At 69.2% G+C, this 19,361-nt stretch carries 18 protein-coding genes and 4 pseudogenes; 12 read left to right on the top strand and 10 right to left on the bottom strand.

Going from position 1 to position 19,361, the window contains the following annotated elements:
- Positions 1–79 precede the first annotated feature (79 nt).
- The 3 pseudogenes from KAE78_RS11055 to KAE78_RS11045 all read left to right on the top strand — a co-directional run bounded on the left by KAE78_RS11055 (position 80) and on the right by KAE78_RS11045 (position 2,906).
- A pseudogene (locus KAE78_RS11055) lies at positions 80–768 on the top strand (succinate dehydrogenase iron-sulfur subunit).
- Positions 769–872: 104 nt separating this feature from the next.
- Positions 873–1,736: pseudogene (locus KAE78_RS11050) on the top strand (YihY/virulence factor BrkB family protein); the annotation flags it as partial.
- 394 nt (positions 1,737–2,130) lie between these two features.
- Positions 2,131–2,906 (top strand): annotated as a pseudogene (locus tag KAE78_RS11045) (exodeoxyribonuclease III).
- 7 nt (positions 2,907–2,913) lie between these two features.
- Here the strand turns inward: KAE78_RS11045 and KAE78_RS11040 are convergent.
- The 4 genes from KAE78_RS11040 to KAE78_RS11030 all read right to left on the bottom strand — a co-directional run bounded on the left by KAE78_RS11040 (position 2,914) and on the right by KAE78_RS11030 (position 4,883).
- Positions 2,914–3,543, bottom strand: coding sequence for a DUF4166 domain-containing protein (locus tag KAE78_RS11040; protein ID WP_223170872.1), 630 nt, complete (start codon positions 3,541–3,543; stop codon positions 2,914–2,916).
- Positions 3,540–3,734 (bottom strand): DUF4166 domain-containing protein, encoded by a 195-nt coding sequence (locus KAE78_RS17800; protein ID WP_262927643.1) that lies wholly within the window; start codon positions 3,732–3,734, stop codon positions 3,540–3,542. The genes KAE78_RS11040 and KAE78_RS17800 overlap by 4 nt, the downstream gene beginning before the upstream one ends.
- Positions 3,731–4,114, bottom strand: coding sequence for a DUF4166 domain-containing protein (locus KAE78_RS17795; RefSeq protein WP_262927642.1), 384 nt, complete (start codon positions 4,112–4,114; stop codon positions 3,731–3,733). Before KAE78_RS17795 ends, KAE78_RS17800 begins: the two co-directional genes overlap by 4 nt.
- Before the next feature lie 106 nt (positions 4,115–4,220).
- Positions 4,221–4,883: an SRPBCC family protein gene (locus KAE78_RS11030; RefSeq protein ID WP_223170871.1), complete on the bottom strand. Its 663-nt coding sequence runs from the start codon at positions 4,881–4,883 to the stop codon at positions 4,221–4,223.
- Positions 4,884–4,958: 75 nt separating this feature from the next.
- Here KAE78_RS11030 and trpS point away from each other — a divergent pair, with 75 nt between their 5' ends.
- Together trpS and KAE78_RS11020 are read left to right on the top strand one after the other, a co-directional pair.
- Entirely contained in the window at positions 4,959–5,936 is a 978-nt protein-coding gene (trpS, locus tag KAE78_RS11025; RefSeq protein WP_262927862.1) for a tryptophan--tRNA ligase, read from the top strand.
- Positions 5,937–6,006: 70 nt separating this feature from the next.
- Entirely contained in the window at positions 6,007–6,879 is an 873-nt protein-coding gene (locus tag KAE78_RS11020; RefSeq protein WP_223170869.1) for an Fpg/Nei family DNA glycosylase, read from the top strand.
- Positions 6,880–6,890: 11 nt separating this feature from the next.
- Here KAE78_RS11020 and KAE78_RS11015 read toward each other — a convergent pair whose 3' ends face one another.
- Entirely contained in the window at positions 6,891–7,088 is a 198-nt protein-coding gene (locus KAE78_RS11015; RefSeq protein ID WP_223172470.1) for a rhodanese-like domain-containing protein, read from the bottom strand.
- A gap of 509 nt (positions 7,089–7,597) precedes the next feature.
- On the opposite strand from KAE78_RS11015, the gene ribD reads away from it, so the two are divergent.
- From ribD to KAE78_RS10980, 7 genes and pseudogenes are all read left to right on the top strand, one after another.
- Positions 7,598–8,683: a bifunctional diaminohydroxyphosphoribosylaminopyrimidine deaminase/5-amino-6-(5-phosphoribosylamino)uracil reductase RibD gene (gene ribD / locus KAE78_RS11010; RefSeq protein ID WP_223170868.1), complete on the top strand. Its 1,086-nt coding sequence runs from the start codon at positions 7,598–7,600 to the stop codon at positions 8,681–8,683.
- A complete protein-coding gene (locus KAE78_RS11005) occupies positions 8,683–9,315 on the top strand; it encodes a riboflavin synthase (RefSeq protein WP_223170867.1) in 633 nt (210 codons plus the stop codon). The genes ribD and KAE78_RS11005 overlap by 1 nt, the downstream gene beginning before the upstream one ends.
- Positions 9,312–10,574 (top strand): GTP cyclohydrolase II, encoded by a 1,263-nt coding sequence (gene ribA, locus KAE78_RS11000; RefSeq protein ID WP_223170866.1) that lies wholly within the window; start codon positions 9,312–9,314, stop codon positions 10,572–10,574. The genes KAE78_RS11005 and ribA overlap by 4 nt, the downstream gene beginning before the upstream one ends.
- Complete coding sequence (gene ribH, locus KAE78_RS10995) at positions 10,571–11,053, top strand: 6,7-dimethyl-8-ribityllumazine synthase (RefSeq protein ID WP_223170865.1); 483 nt, start codon at positions 10,571–10,573, stop codon at positions 11,051–11,053. The genes ribA and ribH overlap by 4 nt, the downstream gene beginning before the upstream one ends.
- Before the next feature lie 79 nt (positions 11,054–11,132).
- On the top strand, positions 11,133–11,483 hold the full coding sequence (locus KAE78_RS10990; protein ID WP_223170864.1) for a Fe-S protein: 351 nt from the start codon (positions 11,133–11,135) through the stop codon (positions 11,481–11,483).
- A gap of 87 nt (positions 11,484–11,570) precedes the next feature.
- A complete protein-coding gene (locus KAE78_RS10985; protein ID WP_223170863.1) occupies positions 11,571–11,777 on the top strand; it encodes an AsnC family protein in 207 nt (68 codons plus the stop codon).
- A gap of 24 nt (positions 11,778–11,801) precedes the next feature.
- Positions 11,802–13,732 (top strand): annotated as a pseudogene (locus KAE78_RS10980) (ABC transporter ATP-binding protein).
- Positions 13,733–13,741: 9 nt separating this feature from the next.
- On the opposite strand, the gene KAE78_RS10975 reads toward KAE78_RS10980, so the two are convergent.
- The 5 genes from KAE78_RS10975 to KAE78_RS10955 form a co-directional block, all read right to left on the bottom strand.
- Positions 13,742–14,575, bottom strand: a complete 834-nt coding sequence (locus tag KAE78_RS10975; protein WP_223170862.1) for an ABC transporter permease — start codon at positions 14,573–14,575, stop codon at positions 13,742–13,744.
- Positions 14,572–15,483 (bottom strand): ABC transporter permease, encoded by a 912-nt coding sequence (locus KAE78_RS10970; protein WP_411155938.1) that lies wholly within the window; start codon positions 15,481–15,483, stop codon positions 14,572–14,574. The genes KAE78_RS10975 and KAE78_RS10970 overlap by 4 nt, the downstream gene beginning before the upstream one ends.
- Positions 15,480–16,421 (bottom strand): ABC transporter ATP-binding protein, encoded by a 942-nt coding sequence (locus KAE78_RS10965; protein WP_223170861.1) that lies wholly within the window; start codon positions 16,419–16,421, stop codon positions 15,480–15,482. The genes KAE78_RS10970 and KAE78_RS10965 overlap by 4 nt, the downstream gene beginning before the upstream one ends.
- Positions 16,422–16,472: 51 nt before the next feature.
- Entirely contained in the window at positions 16,473–17,264 is a 792-nt protein-coding gene (locus tag KAE78_RS10960; protein WP_223170860.1) for a glycoside hydrolase family 16 protein, read from the bottom strand.
- A gap of 120 nt (positions 17,265–17,384) precedes the next feature.
- Entirely contained in the window at positions 17,385–19,241 is a 1,857-nt protein-coding gene (locus tag KAE78_RS10955; RefSeq protein WP_411155937.1) for a phosphoenolpyruvate carboxykinase (GTP), read from the bottom strand.
- Positions 19,242–19,361: the final 120 nt, after the last annotated feature.

Below are 19,361 nucleotides of genomic sequence, written 5' to 3'. Positions count from 1 at the left end.
TCCGGAACTCGCGTCCGAGGCTGAGGCGCGCGACGCGGCCGACGACACCGGCGTGCAGTCCTTCCTCGTCACGCTCATCGTGCGCCGATTCAACCCCGAGGTCGACGAAGAGCCGCGTTGGGTCGACTACGACGTCGAGCTGTACTCCACCGACCGCGTGCTCGACGCCCTGCACAAGATCAAGTGGGAGGTCGACGGCTCGCTCGCCTTCCGCCGCTCCTGCGCGCACGGCATCTGCGGTTCCGACGCGATGCGCATCAACGGCCGCAACCGCCTGGCGTGCAAGACGCTGATCAAGGATCTCGACATCTCCAAGCCGATCTACGTCGAGGCGATCAAGGGCCTGCCGCTGGAGAAGGATCTCATCGTCGACATGGAGCCGTTCTTCGCCTCCTACCGCGATGTGCAGCCGTTCCTCGTGGCGAACTCCACCCCGAGAAGGGCAAGGAGCGTGTGCAGTCGATCGTCGACCGCGAGGTCTTCGACGACACCACCAAGTGCATCCTGTGCGCGGCGTGCACCTCGTCGTGCCCGGTGTTCTGGACCGACGGCCAGTACTTCGGGCCGGCGGCGATCGTCAACGCGCACCGCTTCATCTTCGACTCGCGCGACGACAACGCCGATGTGCGCCTGGACATCCTCAACGACAAAGAGGGAGTGTGGCGCTGCCGCACGACCTTCAACTGCACCGAGGCGTGCCCCCGCGGCATCGAGGTCACCAAGGCGATCGCCGAGGTCAAGCAGGCCATCCTCCGCGGCGGTCGCTGAGAACCGTCTCCACCGCCGAGAGCGCACGAGACGTCCTCTGCCCGCAGGCGGAGGAACGGTCCGCGCGTTCTCGATCGGATGCCGGAAAGCTCTAAGGTGGGGACGTGTCCGACAACCCTGAAACGCAGGACGCGAGTCCGCTGCAGTCGTTGCGGGGCCGTCTCGAACAGCCCGTCGAGCGCGCCACCGCGCTGACCCGGCGCACGCTCGCCTGGTTTCCGGTGCGCGTCTGGCGTCACTTCCTGCAGCACAATGGATTCCTCCTCGCGGCGGGGGTCAGCTACCAGGCGCTATTCGCGATCGTCGCGGCGCTCTATGTCGCCTTCGCCAGCGCTGGGCTGTGGCTCGGCGCGAACGACGACGTGATCAACAGCCTCATCGCGATCGTCAACAGCTACATCCCCGATCTGATCAGCGACAACGGCCTCGTCACACCCGAGCAGGTCAGAGAGGTCGCGGATCGGAGCGCCAGCGTCTTCACGATCACCGGTATCGTGGCGATCGGCGTCGCGATCTGGACGGCGATCGGCTTCATCACCTTCGCCCGTCGCGCCGTCCGCGACATCTTCGTGCTCCCCTTCGACAGCCGCGGTTACATCCTCCTCAAGGCGCGGGACCTGCTGGCGGCGGCCGTGTTCGGCGCAGCGTTGATCGCCGGATCGGTGGCGGCGACGGTCACCTCGGGCCTGTTCGGCTGGATCCTCTCGTTCTTCGGACCCGACACGGAGATCTGGTCCGGGATCTTCGTGCGCCTCCTGTCGATCTTCGTGGCGTTCGTGATCAACACGCTCGCCCTTGCGGGGCTGTTCCGCTTCCTCGCCGGGACGAGCCTGGGCCTGCGCTCGATCATGCCCGGCGCCACGCTGGGCGGTGCGGGCATGGCGGTCCTGCAGCTCGGTGCCGGCTACCTCTTCGGGTACACGCCGAACAACCCCCTTCTGGCGACGTTCGCGATCTTCATCGGTTTCCTGCTCTGGTTCCGCTTGAACGGCATCGTCATCCTCGTCGCAGCCTCCTGGATCGCGGTCTCCGCCGGCGATCAGGAACTCCCCCTCAGCCACCAGAGCGAGAACGAGCGGCGTGCGGCCGAGCATGCCGCGCTCCTGCTCGCCGCGCGGATCAGGCTGCGCGAAGCGAAGGAAGAACGCGCGGATGCCGCGTGGTGGCGCCGGCGGCGTGCGGATCGGGCCGTACGGCAGGCCGCGGAGGAACTGGCTCAGATCGAGGAGTCGGCTCCCCGCCGATCAAGCGCAGCAGCCTGTTCGAATGACCGTCGGCGACGCTGGCTAGGCTGGAAGCATGCCCCATCTGCGTGTCGCCTCTGTCAATGTCAACGGGATCCGCGCGGCGGTCCGCAACGGCCTGCACTCGTGGCTCGACGCCGCCGACGTCGACGTCCTGACCCTCCAGGAGGTGCGCGCGCAGGACGAGCATCTGGAGGCGGCCTTCCCCGGGTGGACGTTCGTGCACGACCCGGCCACCGCGAAGGGCCGGGCGGGTGTGGCGATCGTGAGCCGCACTCCGCCGCTGGCGACGCGCACGACGCTCGGCCCCGAGGAGTTCGACTCCGCGGGCCGCTGGCTCGAAGGCGACTTCCTGCTCGGCGACGAGCCGGTCACGATCGTCAGCACCTATGTGCACAGCGGCGAGGTCGACACCCCCGCCAAGAGCAGAAGTGGCTGTTCCTCGACGCGATGACCGAGCGTCTGGCCGCGTTGAAGAGCGAGCGCGAGCTGGCGCTCGTGACCGGCGACCTGAACGTCGGCCATCGCGAGCTCGACATCAAGAACTGGCGCGGCAACCGCAAGAAGGCCGGTTTCCTGCCGCGCGAGCGTGCTTACTTCGACCGCTTCTTCGGGCCGGAGGGCGAAGACATCGAGTGCGTCGACGGCACGCGTGGCCCGGGGCTCGGCTGGGTCGACATCGGTCGTCGCGTGCACGGCGAGGTCGACGGTCCTTACACCTGGTGGTCGGCGCGCGGCCAGGCCTTCGACAACGACACCGGCTGGCGCATCGACTATCACGTGGCGACCCCCGCCCTGGCGGAGCGCGCCGAGAACTACCGCGTCGCCAAGGCGGCCTCCTACGCCGAGCGCTGGAGCGATCACGCCCCGGTGGTCGTCGACTACCGGTACTGAGAGGCGGTCATTCCTCGTACTCGTAGTCGAACCAGCCTCGATAGCGCAGCACGGTTCCGAGCAGCGGATGCCGCACGACCGCATCGATCGTGCGCCGCCCTCGCGCCGCATCCCAGTCGTCGACGGCCTCGACCTGCACAGCGAGGATCGCCGGCAGGCGGAACCGTCGCGCTCCCAGCCTGATCCGTGCCGCGCGCGAGCGCAGGCGCAGTCCGCCGCCGGGCGTCACCGCGCACTCCAGCAGCAGTTCCACCCGGCCGCGCGTGCCGGGGACGTTGACCAGAGTGCCGGCCGTCGCGCCGACGTAGAGCACGTCGACGAAGCGCTGTGCACCCCCGCGGAACCGGAAGTCCCGCTCGGCGTGGAGCACGGGCACGCCGTTCTCCGTCGTGGGCAGGTTCACGATCTCGAAAGGCACCTCGCGCTCATAGCGCGTCAGCATCACGCCCGGTCCGGTCACGAGCGCCAACAGCCCTCCGAGTCGGCGCAGAGGGCTGCCGGCGACCGCGAAGACACCCCGGCCGCGACCGGCGGTGCGTCCCTCCGGAGGACCCGCGACGTACTCGCGCACCTCCGGGCTCAGTCGTTCGGCCTCCGGGCCGAGCGCGCGGAGGAACACGGAGTCGCGCGTACTCATTCGCGTCGCTCCTCGCGATAGGGCTTCGTGGTCACCGGCGCATCCGTGCCCTCCGGGTACTCGCAGGTGAACTCGCCGCGGTAGCCGAACAGGAAACCGAGCAGGCGATTGCGCACCTCCAGATCGATGACGAAGACCTGTCGCTCATTGTCGAAGTGCTCGGTGAGGTGGGCGAACCCGCTGAGGATCATCGGGAACCGGAACGCCAACGGCCCTCGAAGAAGCGCTGCGCACCGGAGGTCAGCCGGAGCCCGCCGTCGTCGGTGACCACCAGGTCGAGGTCGACGGCGAGATGCTGGTGCGTGCCAAGATAGTCGACGATCCTCTCCCGCGCCGGGCTGTAGATCATGGTCGCGTCGAAGCGGCGACGCCGGCCCCGGCGGATCTGCATCGTCCGGACGAAGGTGACTGTCTCCCGCCCGAATCCGTCGATGTAGGCGTAGTTCTCGATCTGGAACGGGATGTCCCTCCCCTTCTCGGGGAACATGATGTTCCGGCTCGCGCCGAGGGCGAGGAACGGCATAGTCCACCACGGCCCGCGCCGCACGTGACTCATCACTCCCCGTCCCACGCATCCGTACCCGCTGACCACCCCGACGCCGAAGCGTCGCTGCAGCTGGGGTGGAGCCGCTCGAAGTCGGCGCCGAGCGCACGAGGGAAGATCCCGTCCGGAGGCGTCATGTGTCGATCTCCTGCAGCGTGTCCGGGGCGTTCTCCACGATCGTGCGGCCGCCGGTCGGCGGACGCGACAGACAACGGCGCGCTCGCGGGCGCGGCCCGCGAGCGGGCAGCAGCGCTCGCCACAGCGAGAAGCGCTCAGGCTCGATTCCGTCCTCGGCCCACAGCCGCAGGCGGTCGAAGCTCCAGGCCGTCAGCCACCACACGAAGGGGCGTGTGATCAGGGGATCCAGCATCCGTCCAAGCCATCCCCATCCCGGGGCGTAGTCGTAGCCGGTGAAGAAGCGCACGCCGTCGTCGGTGGGGACATAGCGCCAGTAGCCGCGTCCGGGGCCCAGCGGGGAGAGGACGTCGTCGGGTGTGAAGATCAGAGCCGAGGTGCGCTCACCATGAGCGCTGCGCCGTTCCCCGAGCGAGACGCCCGTGCCGCGAATGACGTGCACGCCCAGATCGAGCTCATAGCGGAACTCCTGAGCCCCCTTCTCCCGCACACCGGTGGGCTGGATCCGACTGAAGCGCACATCCCAGCGGACATGCTCCACGGGAGTCTGCGTGAGCTCCCAGATCCGCTCCATCGGAGCGCGGATGGTCGTCTCGACATACAGTGCGCGTGACCTCGGAGCACGGCTCCCGCCGGGGAGGCGGGGCGGTACGGAGCGCATGCCTCCAGCGTAGGTCACCTCGTGCGGCATCCCCGTAGGATTGGTTCCGTGACCAAGCCTCGCCTTTACTCCGGAATGCAGCCCTCGGCCGACTCGCTTCAGATCGGCAACTACATCGGGGCTCTCCTGCAGTGGCGGGATCTGCAGACCTCCTACGACGCCTTCTTCTCCGTCGTCGACCTGCACGCCCTGACGGTCGAGCAGAACCCGGCCGAGCTGCGCGAGAAGACGCGGCGCACGGCCGCGCAGTACATCGCCGCCGGCATCGAGCCGTCGAAGTCGACGCTGTACGTGCAGTCGCATGTGCGGGCACACACCGAGCTCGCCTGGATCCTGTCGACCATCACCGGCTTCGGCGAGGCCGGGCGGATGACGCAGTTCAAGGACAAGTCCGCCCGCTACGGCGCGGACAAGGCCTCTGTCGGCCTGTTCACCTACCCGGTGCTGATGGCCGCAGACATCCTGCTCTATCAGACGGATGTCGTTCCGGTCGGCGACGACCAGAAGCAGCATGTCGAGCTCACGCGTGACCTGGCGGAGCGCTTCAACAAGCGCTTCGGCGAGGCGTTCACGGTCCCGCTTCCGGTCATCCAGAAGGAGACGGCGCGCATCTACGACCTGCAGGACCCGACCGCGAAGATGTCGAAGTCCGCGGAGTCGGATGCCGGTGTGCTGTGGATGCTGGACGAACCCGCCAAGACGGCGAAGAAGATCATGCGCGCCGTGACCGACAACGAGGGCTCCGTGCGCTTCGACCGCGAGGCCAAGCCGGGCGTCTCGAACCTGCTGGTGATCTACGCCGCACTGACCGGCCGCCAGATCGCGTCGATCGAGGACGAGTACGCCGGCCGCGGCTACGGCGACTTCAAGAAGGGTCTCGCCGAGGTCGTCACTGGTGTCTTCGGGCCGGTGCGCGAGCGCGCTCTCGAGCTGCTGGACGATCCGGCCGAGCTCGACCGGATCCTCGCGGAGAACGCCGCCAAGGCCGATGCCGTCGCCGACCGCACCCTGGCCGACGTCTACGACAAGGTGGGCCTGCTCCGGCGCGTCTGAGCGCGCTTCTCTCTTCCCTCGCGCCTCACCGGTCCGCCCGCGTGTCCGTGGTGCGTGCGAGGATGAGGCCATGCCCGAGATGCCGGAGGTGCAGGGACTCGCCGAGTTCCTCGGCGAGCGCGCCGCGGGCAGGACGATCACGAGGATCAGCGTCGCGGCGATCTCCGCACTGCGCACCTACGACCCGCCGATCGATGCCCTGCACGGCGCCGAGATCATCGGCGCCGCCCGGCACGGCAAGTTCGTCGACATCCGAACGACGCGAGACGACACCGAACTGCACTTCGTCTTCCACCTCGCCAAGGCCGGTTGGCTGCGCTGGTACGAGAAGGTGACGACCACGCTCGTGAAGCCGGGGCGCTCTCCGATCGCGCTGCGGGTCACGCTCGATGACGGCAGCGGCTTCGACCTGACCGAGGCCGGCACGAAGAAGTCGCTCGCGGTCTACGTCGTGCGCGACCCCGACGAGGTTCCCGGCATCGCGCGCCTCGGGCCCGATCCTCTGGACCCGGCGTTCACCGAAGAGGTGTTCGCCGGCCTGCTCGACGGTCGCTGCATGCAGATCAAAGGACTGCTGCGCGACCAGTCGGTGATCGCCGGGATCGGAAACGCCTACTCCGACGAGATCCTCCATGTCGCGCGGATGTCTCCGTACGCGATCTCGGGGAAGATCGGCCCCGACGAGGTCGCCCGGCTCTACGACGCGCTGCAGAGCACTCTGCGCGAGGCGGTCGCCACGGCATCCGGCACTCCGCCCGCCGACCTCAAAGACTCCAAGCGCAGCGGGATGCGCGTGCACGGCCGCCGGGGGCAGCCCTGCCCCGTCTGCGGCGACACGGTGCGCAGCGTCTTCTTCGCCGACCGGTCGCTGGAGTACTGCCCGACCTGTCAGACCGGCGGCAAACCGCTCGCCGACCGGCGACTCTCCCGCCTGCTGAAGTAGCGGCGCGAAGCTCAGGCCTTCTCGGTGGGCTGTCCGGCTTCCTCCCAGCCGGCGATGCCCGCGCTGAGCACGCTCACGTCGGTGTACCCGAGGGAGGCGGCGAACTGCGCGGCGTTCGGCGCCGCCTGGCACGTGATGCTGCCGCAGTAGAAGACCACGGGAGCGTCCTCCTCCGTCGGAAGTGCGCCGGCCACGGCGTCCTTGGCGATGTTGACCGCCCCGGGGACGTGCCCGTCCGCGTAGCGCTGGGGGAGTTCACATCGAAGATGGTGTGCGTGCCCGCGGCGACGATCTCGGCGGTCTCATCGACGGTGACGGTGCGGACGGTGGCGGCGGTGGACATGCTGTCTCCTTGGATCGCGTGCAGAGGGTCTCTTCTGACTTGACGATAGTGCCGCCGCAGAGGGCGAGGGCCGCCGAAACATTGTGACGCGCGGTCACCGCGGAACGCCCGGAGAGGTCCTTCCATGACAGGGAATGAACCGCGACGCCGCGCGTTGAGTACAATCAGAGCATCAACGTGCTCCGGGGTCGGTGAGAATCCGAACCGGCGGTGACAGTCCGCGAGCGGCGGGAACGAGGAGTTCCCTCCGCCGATCCGGTGGAATTCCGGAACCGACGGTGATGCGAGGGAGACCTCGCTAGTCCGGATGGGAGGCAGCACGCGGCGCGCATGCGCGTTCTCGAGAACCCCGGAGCCATTTTCAAAGGACGACGGATGGCAGTGACCGAGGCGGAGCGCACAGCACTCGCGCGGGCCTTCACGCTCGCCCGCCGCGGCCCACGCGGGCTGAACCCGCAGGTCGGCGCGGTCATCCTCTCCCCCTCCGGCGCCGTGCTCGCCGAGGGTTGGCACCGGGGTGCCGGCACGGCCCACGCCGAGGTCGACGCGCTCTCGAAACTGGACCCGGATGCCGCACGTGGCACGACCGCGGTCGTGACGCTCGAGCCCTGCAACCACACCGGCCGCACCGGCCCCTGCAGCCAGGCGCTCATCGACGCCGGCGTCGCCCGGGTGGTCTTCGCGATCGGCGACGACGGCGAGCTCGCCTCCGGCGGAGCCGAGCGTCTGCGCGCTGCGGGCGTCGACGTCGAAGCGGATGCCGCGACGGATGCCGCCGAAGACCTCCTGGACTCCTGGCTCACCGTGCAGCGGCTCGGCCGCCCCCACATCACCGTGAAGTGGGCGCAGAGCCTGGACGGGCGTGCTGCGGCATCCGATGGGACGAGCCAGTGGATCACCGGCCCCGAGGCACGCGCCGACGTGCACCGTCGCCGGGCCGCTGCCGACGCGATCGTCGTCGGTACCGGAACACTGCTCGCCGACGACCCGGCACTGACCGCGCGGCGCGACGACGGCTCGCTGTACGAGTCGCAGCCGGTCCCCGTGGTGCTCGGCACCCGCGAGATCCCCGCGGATGCGGCGGTGCTGCGGCATCCGCAGGCCGTGCTCCGCCACGACGGCGCGGATCTCGACGGGCTGCTCACCGACCTTCGCGAGCGCGGCGTGCAGCGCGTGTTCATCGAGGGCGGACCGACCATCGCCAGCGTGTTCCTGCGCGAGGGGCTCGCCGACGAGCTGCTCGTCTACGTGGCGCCGACGCTCCTGGGCGGCGACCGGCTCGCCATCAGAGACGTCGGCGTGACGACGATCGGCGAGCAGAAGCGTCTGACGGTGTCGTCGGCCGAATCGCTCGGTGACGACCTTCTGCTGGTTCTACGACCGCGTGTCGACTCGCCCTCTTCGAGGGCTCACTCAACCACCGGGGAAGACGACCCCGCAGCCCAAGGAGGCCCCCACTGATGTTCACCGGAATCATCACCGAGATCGGGGAGATCACCCGCATCGCACCGGCCGGCGACGGCTGGCGGCTCACCGTGCGCGCTCCGGGCGCGGTCGGCGACGCCGTGCACGGCGAGTCGATCGCGGTGAGCGGCGTGTGCCTGACCGTGGTGGACTCGACCTCCGACACCTTCGACGCCGATGTCATGAAGCAGACGCTCGACGTGTCCGCGCTCGCCGGCATCGGGGTCGGCTCGCGGGTCAACATCGAGAAGGCGATGCCGGTGGGAGCGCGCCTGGGCGGCCACATCGTGCAGGGGCACGTCGACGGGGTCGGCGAGGTGCTGGAAGTGCGCCCCGGCGACAAGTGGCAGGTGCTGCGGATCGCCCTGCCTGAGGCACTCGCTCCCCTCGTCGTCGACAAGGGCTCCATCTCGGTCGACGGCACCTCGCTGACGGTGAGCGCCGTGAGCGCCCCCTCCGCAGCGGGACCCGCGTGGTTCGAGGTCTCGCTCATCCCCGAGACGCTCACCGCGACGACCCTCGGCGCGCGCGCCGTCGGCGACCACGTCAACCTCGAGACGGACATCATCGCCCGGCATGTCGAGCGTCTGCTCGCCTTCCGGGCACCTGCGGAAGGACACTCACGATGAGTCTTGCCACCATCCCCGAGGCGCTCGACGCCCTGCGTGCCGGCCGGCCGGTGATCGTCGCCGACGACGAGAACCGCGAGAACGAGGGCGATGCGATCCTCTCCGCCGAGCTCGCCACCCCCGAGTGGGTCGCGTGGACCGTGCGCTGGTCGTCCGGCTTCATCTGCGCGCCGATGCCGGCAGACCTCGCCGACCACCTCGACCTGCCGCCGATGGTGGAGCGCAACGAGGACGCCCGCTCGACCGCGTACACGGTGAGCGTGGACGCGGCTGACGGCATCACGACCGGCATCAGCGCCGCCGATCGTGCACGCACCCTGAACGTGCTGGCGAACCCGGAGTCGACGGCGACGAACCTGATCCGACCGGGGCACGTGCTCCCCCTGCGCGCGGTCGACGGCGGCGTGCGCGAGCGCAGCGGCCACACCGAGGCGGCCGTGGAGCTCATGCGGCTGGCGGGCCTCCAGCCGGTCGGCGCGATCGCCGAGATCGTCGATGAGGACGGCAGCATGATGCGCCTGCCGCGGCTGAAGGAGCTGGGCAAGCGCGACAACGTCCCCGTCATCACGATCGAGCAGCTCATCGACCACCTGAACGAGCACGAGCCGGAGGGTCCGTCCCGCGCGGCGCGGCGCCGGGTGAGCCTGCGGGCGGATGCCACCGTCCCGACCGAGCACGGGTCCTTCCGCTTCCTCGCGTACAAGGACCGGGTGACCGGAACCGATCACATCGCGGTCGTCTCGGGGGATCTGGGCGAGACCGCGCTCGTCCGAGTGCACTCGGAGTGCCTCACCGGTGAGGCCTTCGGCTCGCTCAAGTGCGAGTGCGGTCCGCAGCTGGACGCCGCGCTCTCCGCGATCGAGCAGGAGGGCGGCGTAGTGATCTACATGCGCGGCCACGAAGGGCGCGGCATCGGCCTCATCAACAAGCTGCGCGCCTACAGCCTGCAGGAGGGCGGGCTGGACACGGTCGACGCCAACCTGGCGCTGGGCCTTCCCGCCGACGCCCGCGACTACGCGGCCGCCGCCGGCATCCTCACCGACCTCGGCATCAGCAGGGTGCGACTGATGACGAACAACACCGACAAGGTGGCACAGTTGTGCGAACTCGGGCTCGACATCGTCGAGCAGGTGCCGCTCATCGTCGGGGTCGGACCCAACAACCACCAGTACCTGGAGACCAAGCGTGACCGGATGGGTCACATCATCGGCGAGGTCGAGCTCTCGGCGGCTCTCGCGAACGGAAAGGACGCCCAGTGAGCGGAGCAGGAGCCCCGGAACGCGAGGCGGTCGACGGTGCCGGCGTGAACGTCGTCGTCATCGCCGGCACCTGGCACGACACGATCACCGATGGCCTCATCGCCGGCGCGCAGCGCGTGCTCGACGCCGCCGGTGCCGCGCACCGCCTCGTGCGCGTTCCGGGTTCCTTCGAGCTCGCGGTGGCCGCGCAGGCCGCCTTCGCCGGCGGAGCGGATGCCGTGGTCGCGCTCGGTGTCATCATCCGCGGTGGCACGCCCCACTTCGAGTACGTGTCGGCGGCGACCACCGATGGCCTCACGCGCGTCTCGCTCGACGCCGGCAAGCCCGTCGGCTTCGGCGTGCTGACCCTGGACGACGAGCAGCAGGGTCTGGACCGGGCGGGGCTTCCCGGTTCGACCGAGGACAAGGGCGCGGAGGCGGCGGATGCCGCGCTGCGCACCGCGATCGTCGTCCGCGACCTGCGCGGCACCGCACGCTGAGCGAGACGAGGGCGACGGGCCTGTCGAGGTCAGGTCTGCCTTCCTAGCGGCGGGGCGGCATCCGACGTAGCGTGAAGGCATGGAAACGCTGCGCGATGTCGTCGTCCTGGTCCACCTCGGGGGGTTCGCCGTCCTCTTCGGCGGATGGGTCGTGGAGGCCCTCGGAAAGCGCACGATCAACCGCGCGATGCACTGGGGGCTGGCCATCGCCGCCGTCGCCGGGTTCGCCCTGGCGGCCCCGTGGGGCGATGCGGATCTGAACTACATGAAGATCGGCATCAAGCTGGTCATCCTGCTCGTGATCGGTGCCCTGCTCGGCATCGGCGCCGGCCGCCAGCGCAAGAGCGCCGACGGCACGCCGCCCGCCGTGATCTTCTGGCTCATCGGTCTGCTGACCCTCGCCAACGCCGCGATCGCGGTCATCTGGTAACACCTCTCTCCCCTCCTCGACGCGAAGGCGGAGGAGTCCGCGTCAATATTGGTTGACAGCACTCGCGCGTCAATGTAGATTGACACCATGACCCTGCGCACCGCATCCGCCCTCGATCCGGAACGCGAACCGCTCGCCGAGATCCGGCGACTCGGCGACCTCCGCCAGGAGATCGCCCGCGCCGAAGAGGTGCAGGTGCGCCGTGCCCGTCTGGCCGGGTACTCCTGGCAGGCGATCGCGAGCGCCCTGGGCGTGAGCAAGCAGGCCGCGCATAGGAAATACGGCCATAGTTGAGCAAACCCTGAGAACGAGGTCACCATGTCGCGCACGGCGATCACACGCCGCCGCGGACGAGGCGCTGAACACGACGGTCCCCGCGCCACGTTCCGCCAGCTCCTCCCCTATCTCTTCGAGCACAAGCGCACGCTGATCGTCGTGGCGATCCTCAGCGTCGCCGGCGCGATCGCCTCGCTCGCACAGCCGCTGCTGGTCGGACAGCTCATCCAGGACGTGCAGGACGGCGGCGTGCTCGGCGTCCTCGTATGGGTGCTCGTCGCACTGGTCGTGATCTCTTCGGTGATCTCCGGCTATCAGCACTATCTCCTCCAGCGCACCGGCACCGCCGTCGTCTACTCCAGCCGCCGACAGCTCATCGCCCGCATCCTGCACCTGCCCGTCCGCGAGTTCGACGCGCGCCGCACCGGCGACCTCGTCTCGCGCGTCGGCACCGACACGACGCTCCTCTACGCCGTGCTGACCCAAGGGCTCGCGGACGCCGTCGGCAACGTCCTCCTCTTCCTCGGATCCCTCGTGGCGATGCTCATCATCGACCCGATACTGCTGCTGCTCATCGTCGTGGTGATCGGCGGCTCGGTCGTGGTCGTGGTGCTGCTGAGCTCCCGCATCCGCACCGCCTCCGCCGCCCAGCAGGAGAAGGTCGGCGAGCTCGCCTCCGGCGTCGAGCGCGCGGTGGGCTCGATCCGCACCATCCGCGCCTCGGGGGCCACCGAGCGTGAGAAGGACGCCGTCACCGAGCGGGCGAAGGAGGCCTACGGCATCGGCGTGCGCATCGCGAAGATCTCCGCGCTCGTCGTGCCGATCGCGGGCGTCGCGATGCAACTGTCGCTGCTGGTCGTGCTGGGCGTCGGCGGTCTGCGCGTGGCCTCAGGGGCGATCACGGTCGCCTCGCTCGTGGTGTTCGTGATGTTCCTGTTCATGCTGATCATGCCGCTGGCCTCGACCTTCGGCGCGATCACCTCGATCAACCAGGCGCTCGGCGCGCTCGGCCGCATCCAGGAGGTGCTCGAGCTCCCCGACGAAGACGCAGACGACGCCGCGATCGCCGCCGCGCTCCCTGTCGAAGAGCCGACATCGGATGCCGCAGCCCTCTCCTTCCACGACGTCCGCTTCCGGTACCCGGACGCGGTCATCGCCGCCCGGGAGGCCGCAGCCTCGGAGGCGCACTCGCTGCTCGTCGACGCGCACCTCGAGCGGGACGGTACCGAGTCGACCTCGTTGCTTCCACATCCGGTTCCTGAGCCGGCCGAAGGGTCTCTCGCCCCGCGGACCGCGAGGTCCTGCGCGGGGTCTCCTTCGCCGTGCCGCGCGGCGCCCGCGTCGCACTCGTCGGCCCGAGCGGCGCCGGCAAGAGCACGATCCTCTCCCTCATCGAGCGCTTCTACGATCCGACGGGCGGGTCGATCCGCCTGGACGGCCACGACATCCGCACGTATCCGCGCGCGCAGCTGCGCGCGCAGTTCGGCTACGTCGAGCAGGACGCCCCCACCCTCGCCGGCACCCTCGCCGACAATCTGCGGCTCGCCTCCCCCACGGCATCCGACGCCGACTGCGAGCGCGTGCTGCGCGCGGTGAACCTGGGCGACGTGCTCGAACGCAGCCCGCTCGGTCTCGATGTACCCGTCGGCGAGGACGGCGTGATGCTCTCCGGCGGTGAGCGTCAGCGCCTCGCCATCGCCCGCGCACTGCTCACCGAGGCGCCGATCCTGCTTCTGGACGAGTCGACCTCCTCCCTCGACGGCGTCAACGAGCAGCGGATGCGGGAGGCGATCGACGCCGTCGCCACCGGCCGCACGCTCGTGGTGATCGCCCACCGGCTCTCCACCGTCGTCGACAGCGACCTCATCGTGGTGCTCGAGGCCGGCCGCGTGGTCGGGCAGGGCACGCACGCCGAGCTCATCGAATCGACGCCGCTGTATCGCGACCTCGCCCGGCACCAGCTGTTGGCGTGAACCGCGGCGTCAGTCCAGGAACAGCGCCCGCAGCCTCTTGGTCGTGAAGACCAGGCCGACCGCGATCATGACCACGTAGTACAGGACATGCCAGATCATGCCGGTGTGCAGCACGCCCGTGGTGAGCCCGCGGATGAGCTCGACACCGTGCCACAGCGGCAGCGCCTTCACGATCCACTGCACGAACTCGGGGTACACCGTGATCGGGTACAGCGTCGCCGAGAACAGGAACATCGGCAGCAGCACGAAGTTGATCCAGTCCATGTGCTGGAAGGCCTTCATGTAGCTCGTGATCGCCATGCCGACACTGGCGAAGCCGAAGCCGATGAGCAGCACCGCCGGGAGGGCGAGCAGCGCCGTCCAGGAGAGGTTGAGCCCGGCGAACTGCATGATGATCATGAAGCCCGACGCGTACAGGAGCCCGCGCATGAGGGCGTAGAGGATCTCGCCCAGGGCGACGTCGAGGGACCCGAGCGAGGTCGCCAGCATCCCCTCGTAGAGCTTGCCGTAGTTGAGCTTGAAGAAGACGTTCCAGGTGGAGTCGTAGATCGCGCCGTTCATCGCCGAGACGGCCAGGAGTGCCGGCGCGATGAAGGCGGCGTACGACACCTCGAGCCCGGTGGAGGTCTCGACGTCGCCGATGAGCGCGCTCAGGCCGATCCCCATCGAGAGCAGGTAGAACACCGGCTCGAAGAAGCCGGAGAGGATGACCACCCAGCTCGATGAGCGTGCGGCGATGAAGCCCCGCTGCACGACGGCGCCGGGATTGCCCGCCCAGAGCGAGCGGACTCCGCCGGTGCGACGGGTACCGGTCGTCGGCAGCGGTGCGTGCTGAAGGGTCACTTCGCCAGCCTCCTCTGGAACAGGCGGCGTCCGATGACGTATCCGACGATGATCAACAGGATCAGATACCCCAGGTGCACGGCGATCATCCACGGCGCGACGACATGGTCGTAGGTGAGGGCGCGGCCGAGCTCCGCGGCGTGCCACAGCGGCGAGATCCAGCCGATCCACTGCAGCCAGATCGGCAGGACAGCGAGCGGGTAGAACGTGCCGGAGAACAGGAACATCGGCATGAAGACGAACCTCTGCACGAGCGCGAACTGCCCCTTGTCGTCTTCGATGGAGGCGGCGTAGGCCATGAGCGGCACGCCGAAGGCGAGACCGGCCAGGATCCCCACGAAGACCGACAGCCACCCCCAGGCGACGTTCGGGATCGCCCCGAAGAGATAGAGCAGGCCGACGTAGGCCACCGACACGACCGCCATGCGCGCGGTGGCGCCGAAGACGACGCCGGTGGCGATCTGTCCCGGCGAGAGCGAGGAAGCGCTGAAGCCGAAGAAGTAGCGACGCCACTTGAAGCCGGCCATGACCGGATAGGTGAACTCCTCGGACGCCACCGAGATCGTCGCCGACATCAGCAGCGCCGGCGCGACGAAGACCAGATAGGAGACCTCCACGCCATTGCTGACGATCGGCGCGTCGATGAGTGCGGCCAGGCCCACCACGAGCCCCAGCAGATAGACGACCGGCTGCCCGAGGGCGCCGACGATGATCGTCCAGCCGTAGGCGCGCATCGCGCGCACCATGTGCTCGGTCACGTACCAGCTGCCTCGCGCACGAGGCTTGCGCCCCCAGGCCATCGCCTCCGCGCGCAGCTCGTCGAGCGACGGGTGCGGGCGCTCCGCGGGACCCGACTCTCCCTCCGGGCCCTGTGGTTCGGTGGGCTCACCAACCGTCGGAAGGGTCATTCGATCAGCGACCTTCCGGTCAGGCGCAGGAACACGTCTTCCAGCGAGGAGCGGCGCACGAGCGACGTCCGCGGGTGCAGCCCCGCCGCCGTCACCCTCTCGAGCGCGGCCTCGCCGTCGTGCGCGTAGATGAGGATGCGGTCGGGCAGCACCTCGATGCGGTCGCCGATGCCCTGCAGCTGACCCGCGGTCTGCTCGTTGCGGTCGGAGCCGAAGCGCACCTCGAGCACCTCGCGGCTGGAGTACTCGCGGATGAGCGAGGACGGCGTGCCCTCGGCCATGATCCGACCCTTGTCGACGACGATGAGCCGGTCGCACAGCTGCTCGGCCTCGTCCATGTAGTGCGTCGTCAGCACGAGGGTCGTGCCGCGCTCCTTGAGGCGGAAGAGGCGGTCCCACAGCACGTGGCGCGCCTGCGGGTCGAGACCCGTCGTCGGCTCGTCGAGCAGCAGGATGCGCGGATCGTTCATGAGCCCGCGGGCGATCGTGAGACGCCGTTTCATGCCTCCCGAGAGCGCGTCGACCTTGCTCTTGGCCTTCTCCTCCAGCTGGGCGAAGGCGAGCAGCTCGTCGGCCTTCTCATGGCAGACCTTGGCGGGCAGGCCGAAATAGCGACCGTAGATGAAGAGATTCTCGCGCGCGTTGAGCTCGCCGTCGAGGTTGTCCTGCTGCGGGACGACGCCCAGCCGCGAACGGATCTCGGGCCCGTACTGATCCGGGTCGAGCCCGAGGATGCTCAGGTCGCCCGCGGTGCGCGTCGAGACCGCGCCGATCATCTTCATCGTCGTGGACTTTCCCGCCCCGTTGGGACCGAGAAGACCGAACGACTCTCCGGGGGCGACCTCGAAGTCGAGGCCGTCGACGGCGAGGAAGTCGGGCTTCCCCTTGATCTTGTAGGACTTCACGAGGCCCTGGGCGGAGATGACGGATGCAGGCACCGAACCATCCTATGTTCGGGTTCCGACACTCGGCCTCTGCGCCCGGCGACGTCAGCGCAGACGGTAGCCTCGCACCCCGTGCACGCAGGCGGACTTGGGGTACTCCGCCTCCTTCCGCAGCGCGGACGCGGGGAACTCGAAGAGGTCGATCATGAGCTGCATCGGGTAGTCGAAGCCCTGGTCGACATGGTGGACCAGCCGATCGTCGACGTAGAAGTCGACCGAGTCGGCATCCCAGGCGGCGGCATAGCGGTGAGGCTCTGCCGCGTCGAAGTCCACCGGCACATCGATGACGTCGTCCTGCGCGCGGGGGTCGTTGATCGCCTTCACGCCGAGCCGCACCCGTGAGCCCGCGGGGCTCACCGCATCGCCGAAGAGCTCGGCGATCGTGATCTCGCCCGACTCCTCCGGGGAACGCTCCTCGAGACCCACCAGCCAGACCGCGAGCATGCACGTCGGATCGGCGCTCGCGCTCAACGTCGCCTCGACGAAGCCGCCGGCGGGCGTCCAGAGCCGCCGTGTGGGGACCGGCGTGCGCACGACCAGTCCGGGCGTGTAACGATGCGTACCGGCATCCGAGCCCGCCCGACCGGAGTACAGCCCCGTCTGGATGCTGGAGACCCGCGTGCCCCCGTCGCCGTCGCGCCACTCGGGCTGGTCGGCGTCGATCCGGAGACGCAGTCCGCGTTCGTCGATGTCGTACCGAGCGGCGCCCTGACCCGGCGCCGTCCACTGCGGCAGGTACTCGGCGATCCACTTGTCCGGGTCGAGGGCCGCGCCGGAGAAGTCGTCGGCGAACTCCAGGATGAAGCGATGCGGGTCACGTCGCGGTGTCAGGGGCATCCGCACAGAATAGCGAGCATCGGATGCGGGAGGCACCGCGCTCCCGGCAGAAAAATCGCGGTGAGCGGACGAGACGGTTATCCCCTACCGTCGCATCCGCTCACCGCGGGTCTGGGGGCGCTACTTCGCTTGCGCGAGCCGGTAGCGCAGGGAGGCGAGCTCGGAGCGCAGGGCCGCCGGCAGCGTCTCGCCGAAGGTGTCGAAGAAGGCGTCCGTGGCATCCGCCTCGACCTCCCACGCCGCCGGGTCGACGGAGAAGAGCTCTTCGAGATCGGCCTCGGGCAGGTCGAGCCCGTCGAGGTTGAGGTCCTCGACGCGCGGCAGACGCCCGATCGGGCTCTCGACCGCGGTCACCTCGCCGTCGATGCGGCGGATGATCCAGTCGATCACGCGCGAGTTGTCGCCGAATCCCGGCCACAGGAACCGGCCGTCGGCGCCACGGCGGAACCAGTTGACCTGGAAGATGCGCGGTGCGCGGTCGAAGCGGAGCCTGCGGCCGACGTCGAGCCAGTGGGCGAAGTAGTCGCCCATGTTGTACCCGCAGAAGGGCAGCATCGCGAAGGGGTCTCGGCGGAGCTCGCCGAGCGTGCCCTCGGCGGCGGCGGTGCGCTCCGAGGAGATCGTCGAGCCGAGGAAGACCCCGTGCGCCCAGTCGGTGGCCTCGACCACGAGCGGGACGTTGGAGGCGCGGCGACCGCCGAAGAGGATGACGTCGAGGGGAACGCCCTCGGGCGCCTCCCAGTCGGCGGAGATCTGCGGGCACTGCGCCGCCGACACCGTGAAGCGGGAGTTGGGGTGGGCGGCAGGGCGACCCGAGTCGGGCGTCCAGGGGTTGCCCTCCCAGTCGGTGAGCTCGGCGGGTGCCTCGTCGGTCAGTCCTTCCCACCAGACGTCGCCGTCGGGACGGAGTGCGACGTTCGTGAAGATCGTGTTTCCCCAGAGGGTCTCGACGGCCGTCACATTGGTCGACTCGCCGGTGCCGGGTGCCACGCCGAAGAAGCCGGCCTCGGGGTTGATCGCCCACAGGCGGCCGTCGTCGCCCGGGCGGATCCAGGCGATGTCGTCGCCGAGCGTCTCGACCTTCCAGCCGGGGATCGTCGGGCGGAGCATGGCGAGGTTGGTCTTGCCGCACGCCGAGGGGAACGCCGCGGCCACGTGGTACTGCTTGCCCCCGGGCGAGACGACCCGGATGAGGAGCATGTGCTCGGCGAGCCATCCCTCGTCACGGGCGATGACGCTGGCGATGCGCAGGGCGAAGCACTTCTTCGCGAGGATCGCGTTGCCGCCGTAGCCCGAGCCGTAGGAGTAGACCTCGAGGGTCTCGGGGAAGTGAACGATGTACTTCTCGTCGTTGCAGGGCCACTCGACGTCCTCCTCGCCTGGGGCGAGGGGAGCGCCGACCGAGTGCACGGTCTTCACCCACGGGGCGCCGTCGGCGATCTGACGCGTGACGGCGTCGCCGACGCGGGTCATGATGCCGATGGAGGCGACGGCGTAGGCGCTGTCGGTGACCTGGACGCCGATGTGCGAGAGCGGTCCGCCGACCGGGCCCATCGAGAACGGCACGACGTACATCGTGCGTCCGCGCATGGAGCCCTCGAAGATCTCGTCCATCGTGGCGCGCATCTGGACGGGGTCGGCCCAGTTGTTCGTGGGGCCGGCGTCCTGCTCGCGCTCGGAGGCGATGAAGGTGCGCGCCTCGGTGCGGGCGACGTCGCTGGGGTGCGAGCGGGCGAGGTACGAGCCGGGGCGCCACTCGGGGTTGAGCTTGGTGAGCTTGCCCTCCTCGACGAGGCCGCGCAGAAGCGCGTCGTTCTCGGCGCGGGAGCCGTCGATCCAGTGGATGCGGGCGGGCTGCGTGAGTGCGGCGATGTCGTCGACCCACGCGCGCAGTGCGGACATCCCGGGCGTCTGATAGGTCGGAGCTGCACCGAACTCGCGAATGGCGGCGATGGGGCGGGTGGTCGGACGTGTCATGTCGACGATGGCCATCACTTCTCCTCAGCTGGTCGGTACATATCCAGTATCGAAGGGTTTCTGCACGCTTTCTGACGATCTGAGCGTAAAGAAGTTTGATTCTTTCGCTATGCTCAAGGA

This window comes from Microbacterium sp. NIBRBAC000506063 (genome assembly GCF_017968845.1).
Lineage (GTDB): Bacteria > Actinomycetota > Actinomycetes > Actinomycetales > Microbacteriaceae > Microbacterium.
This window is presented reverse-complemented; position numbering and strand designations above follow the sequence as displayed.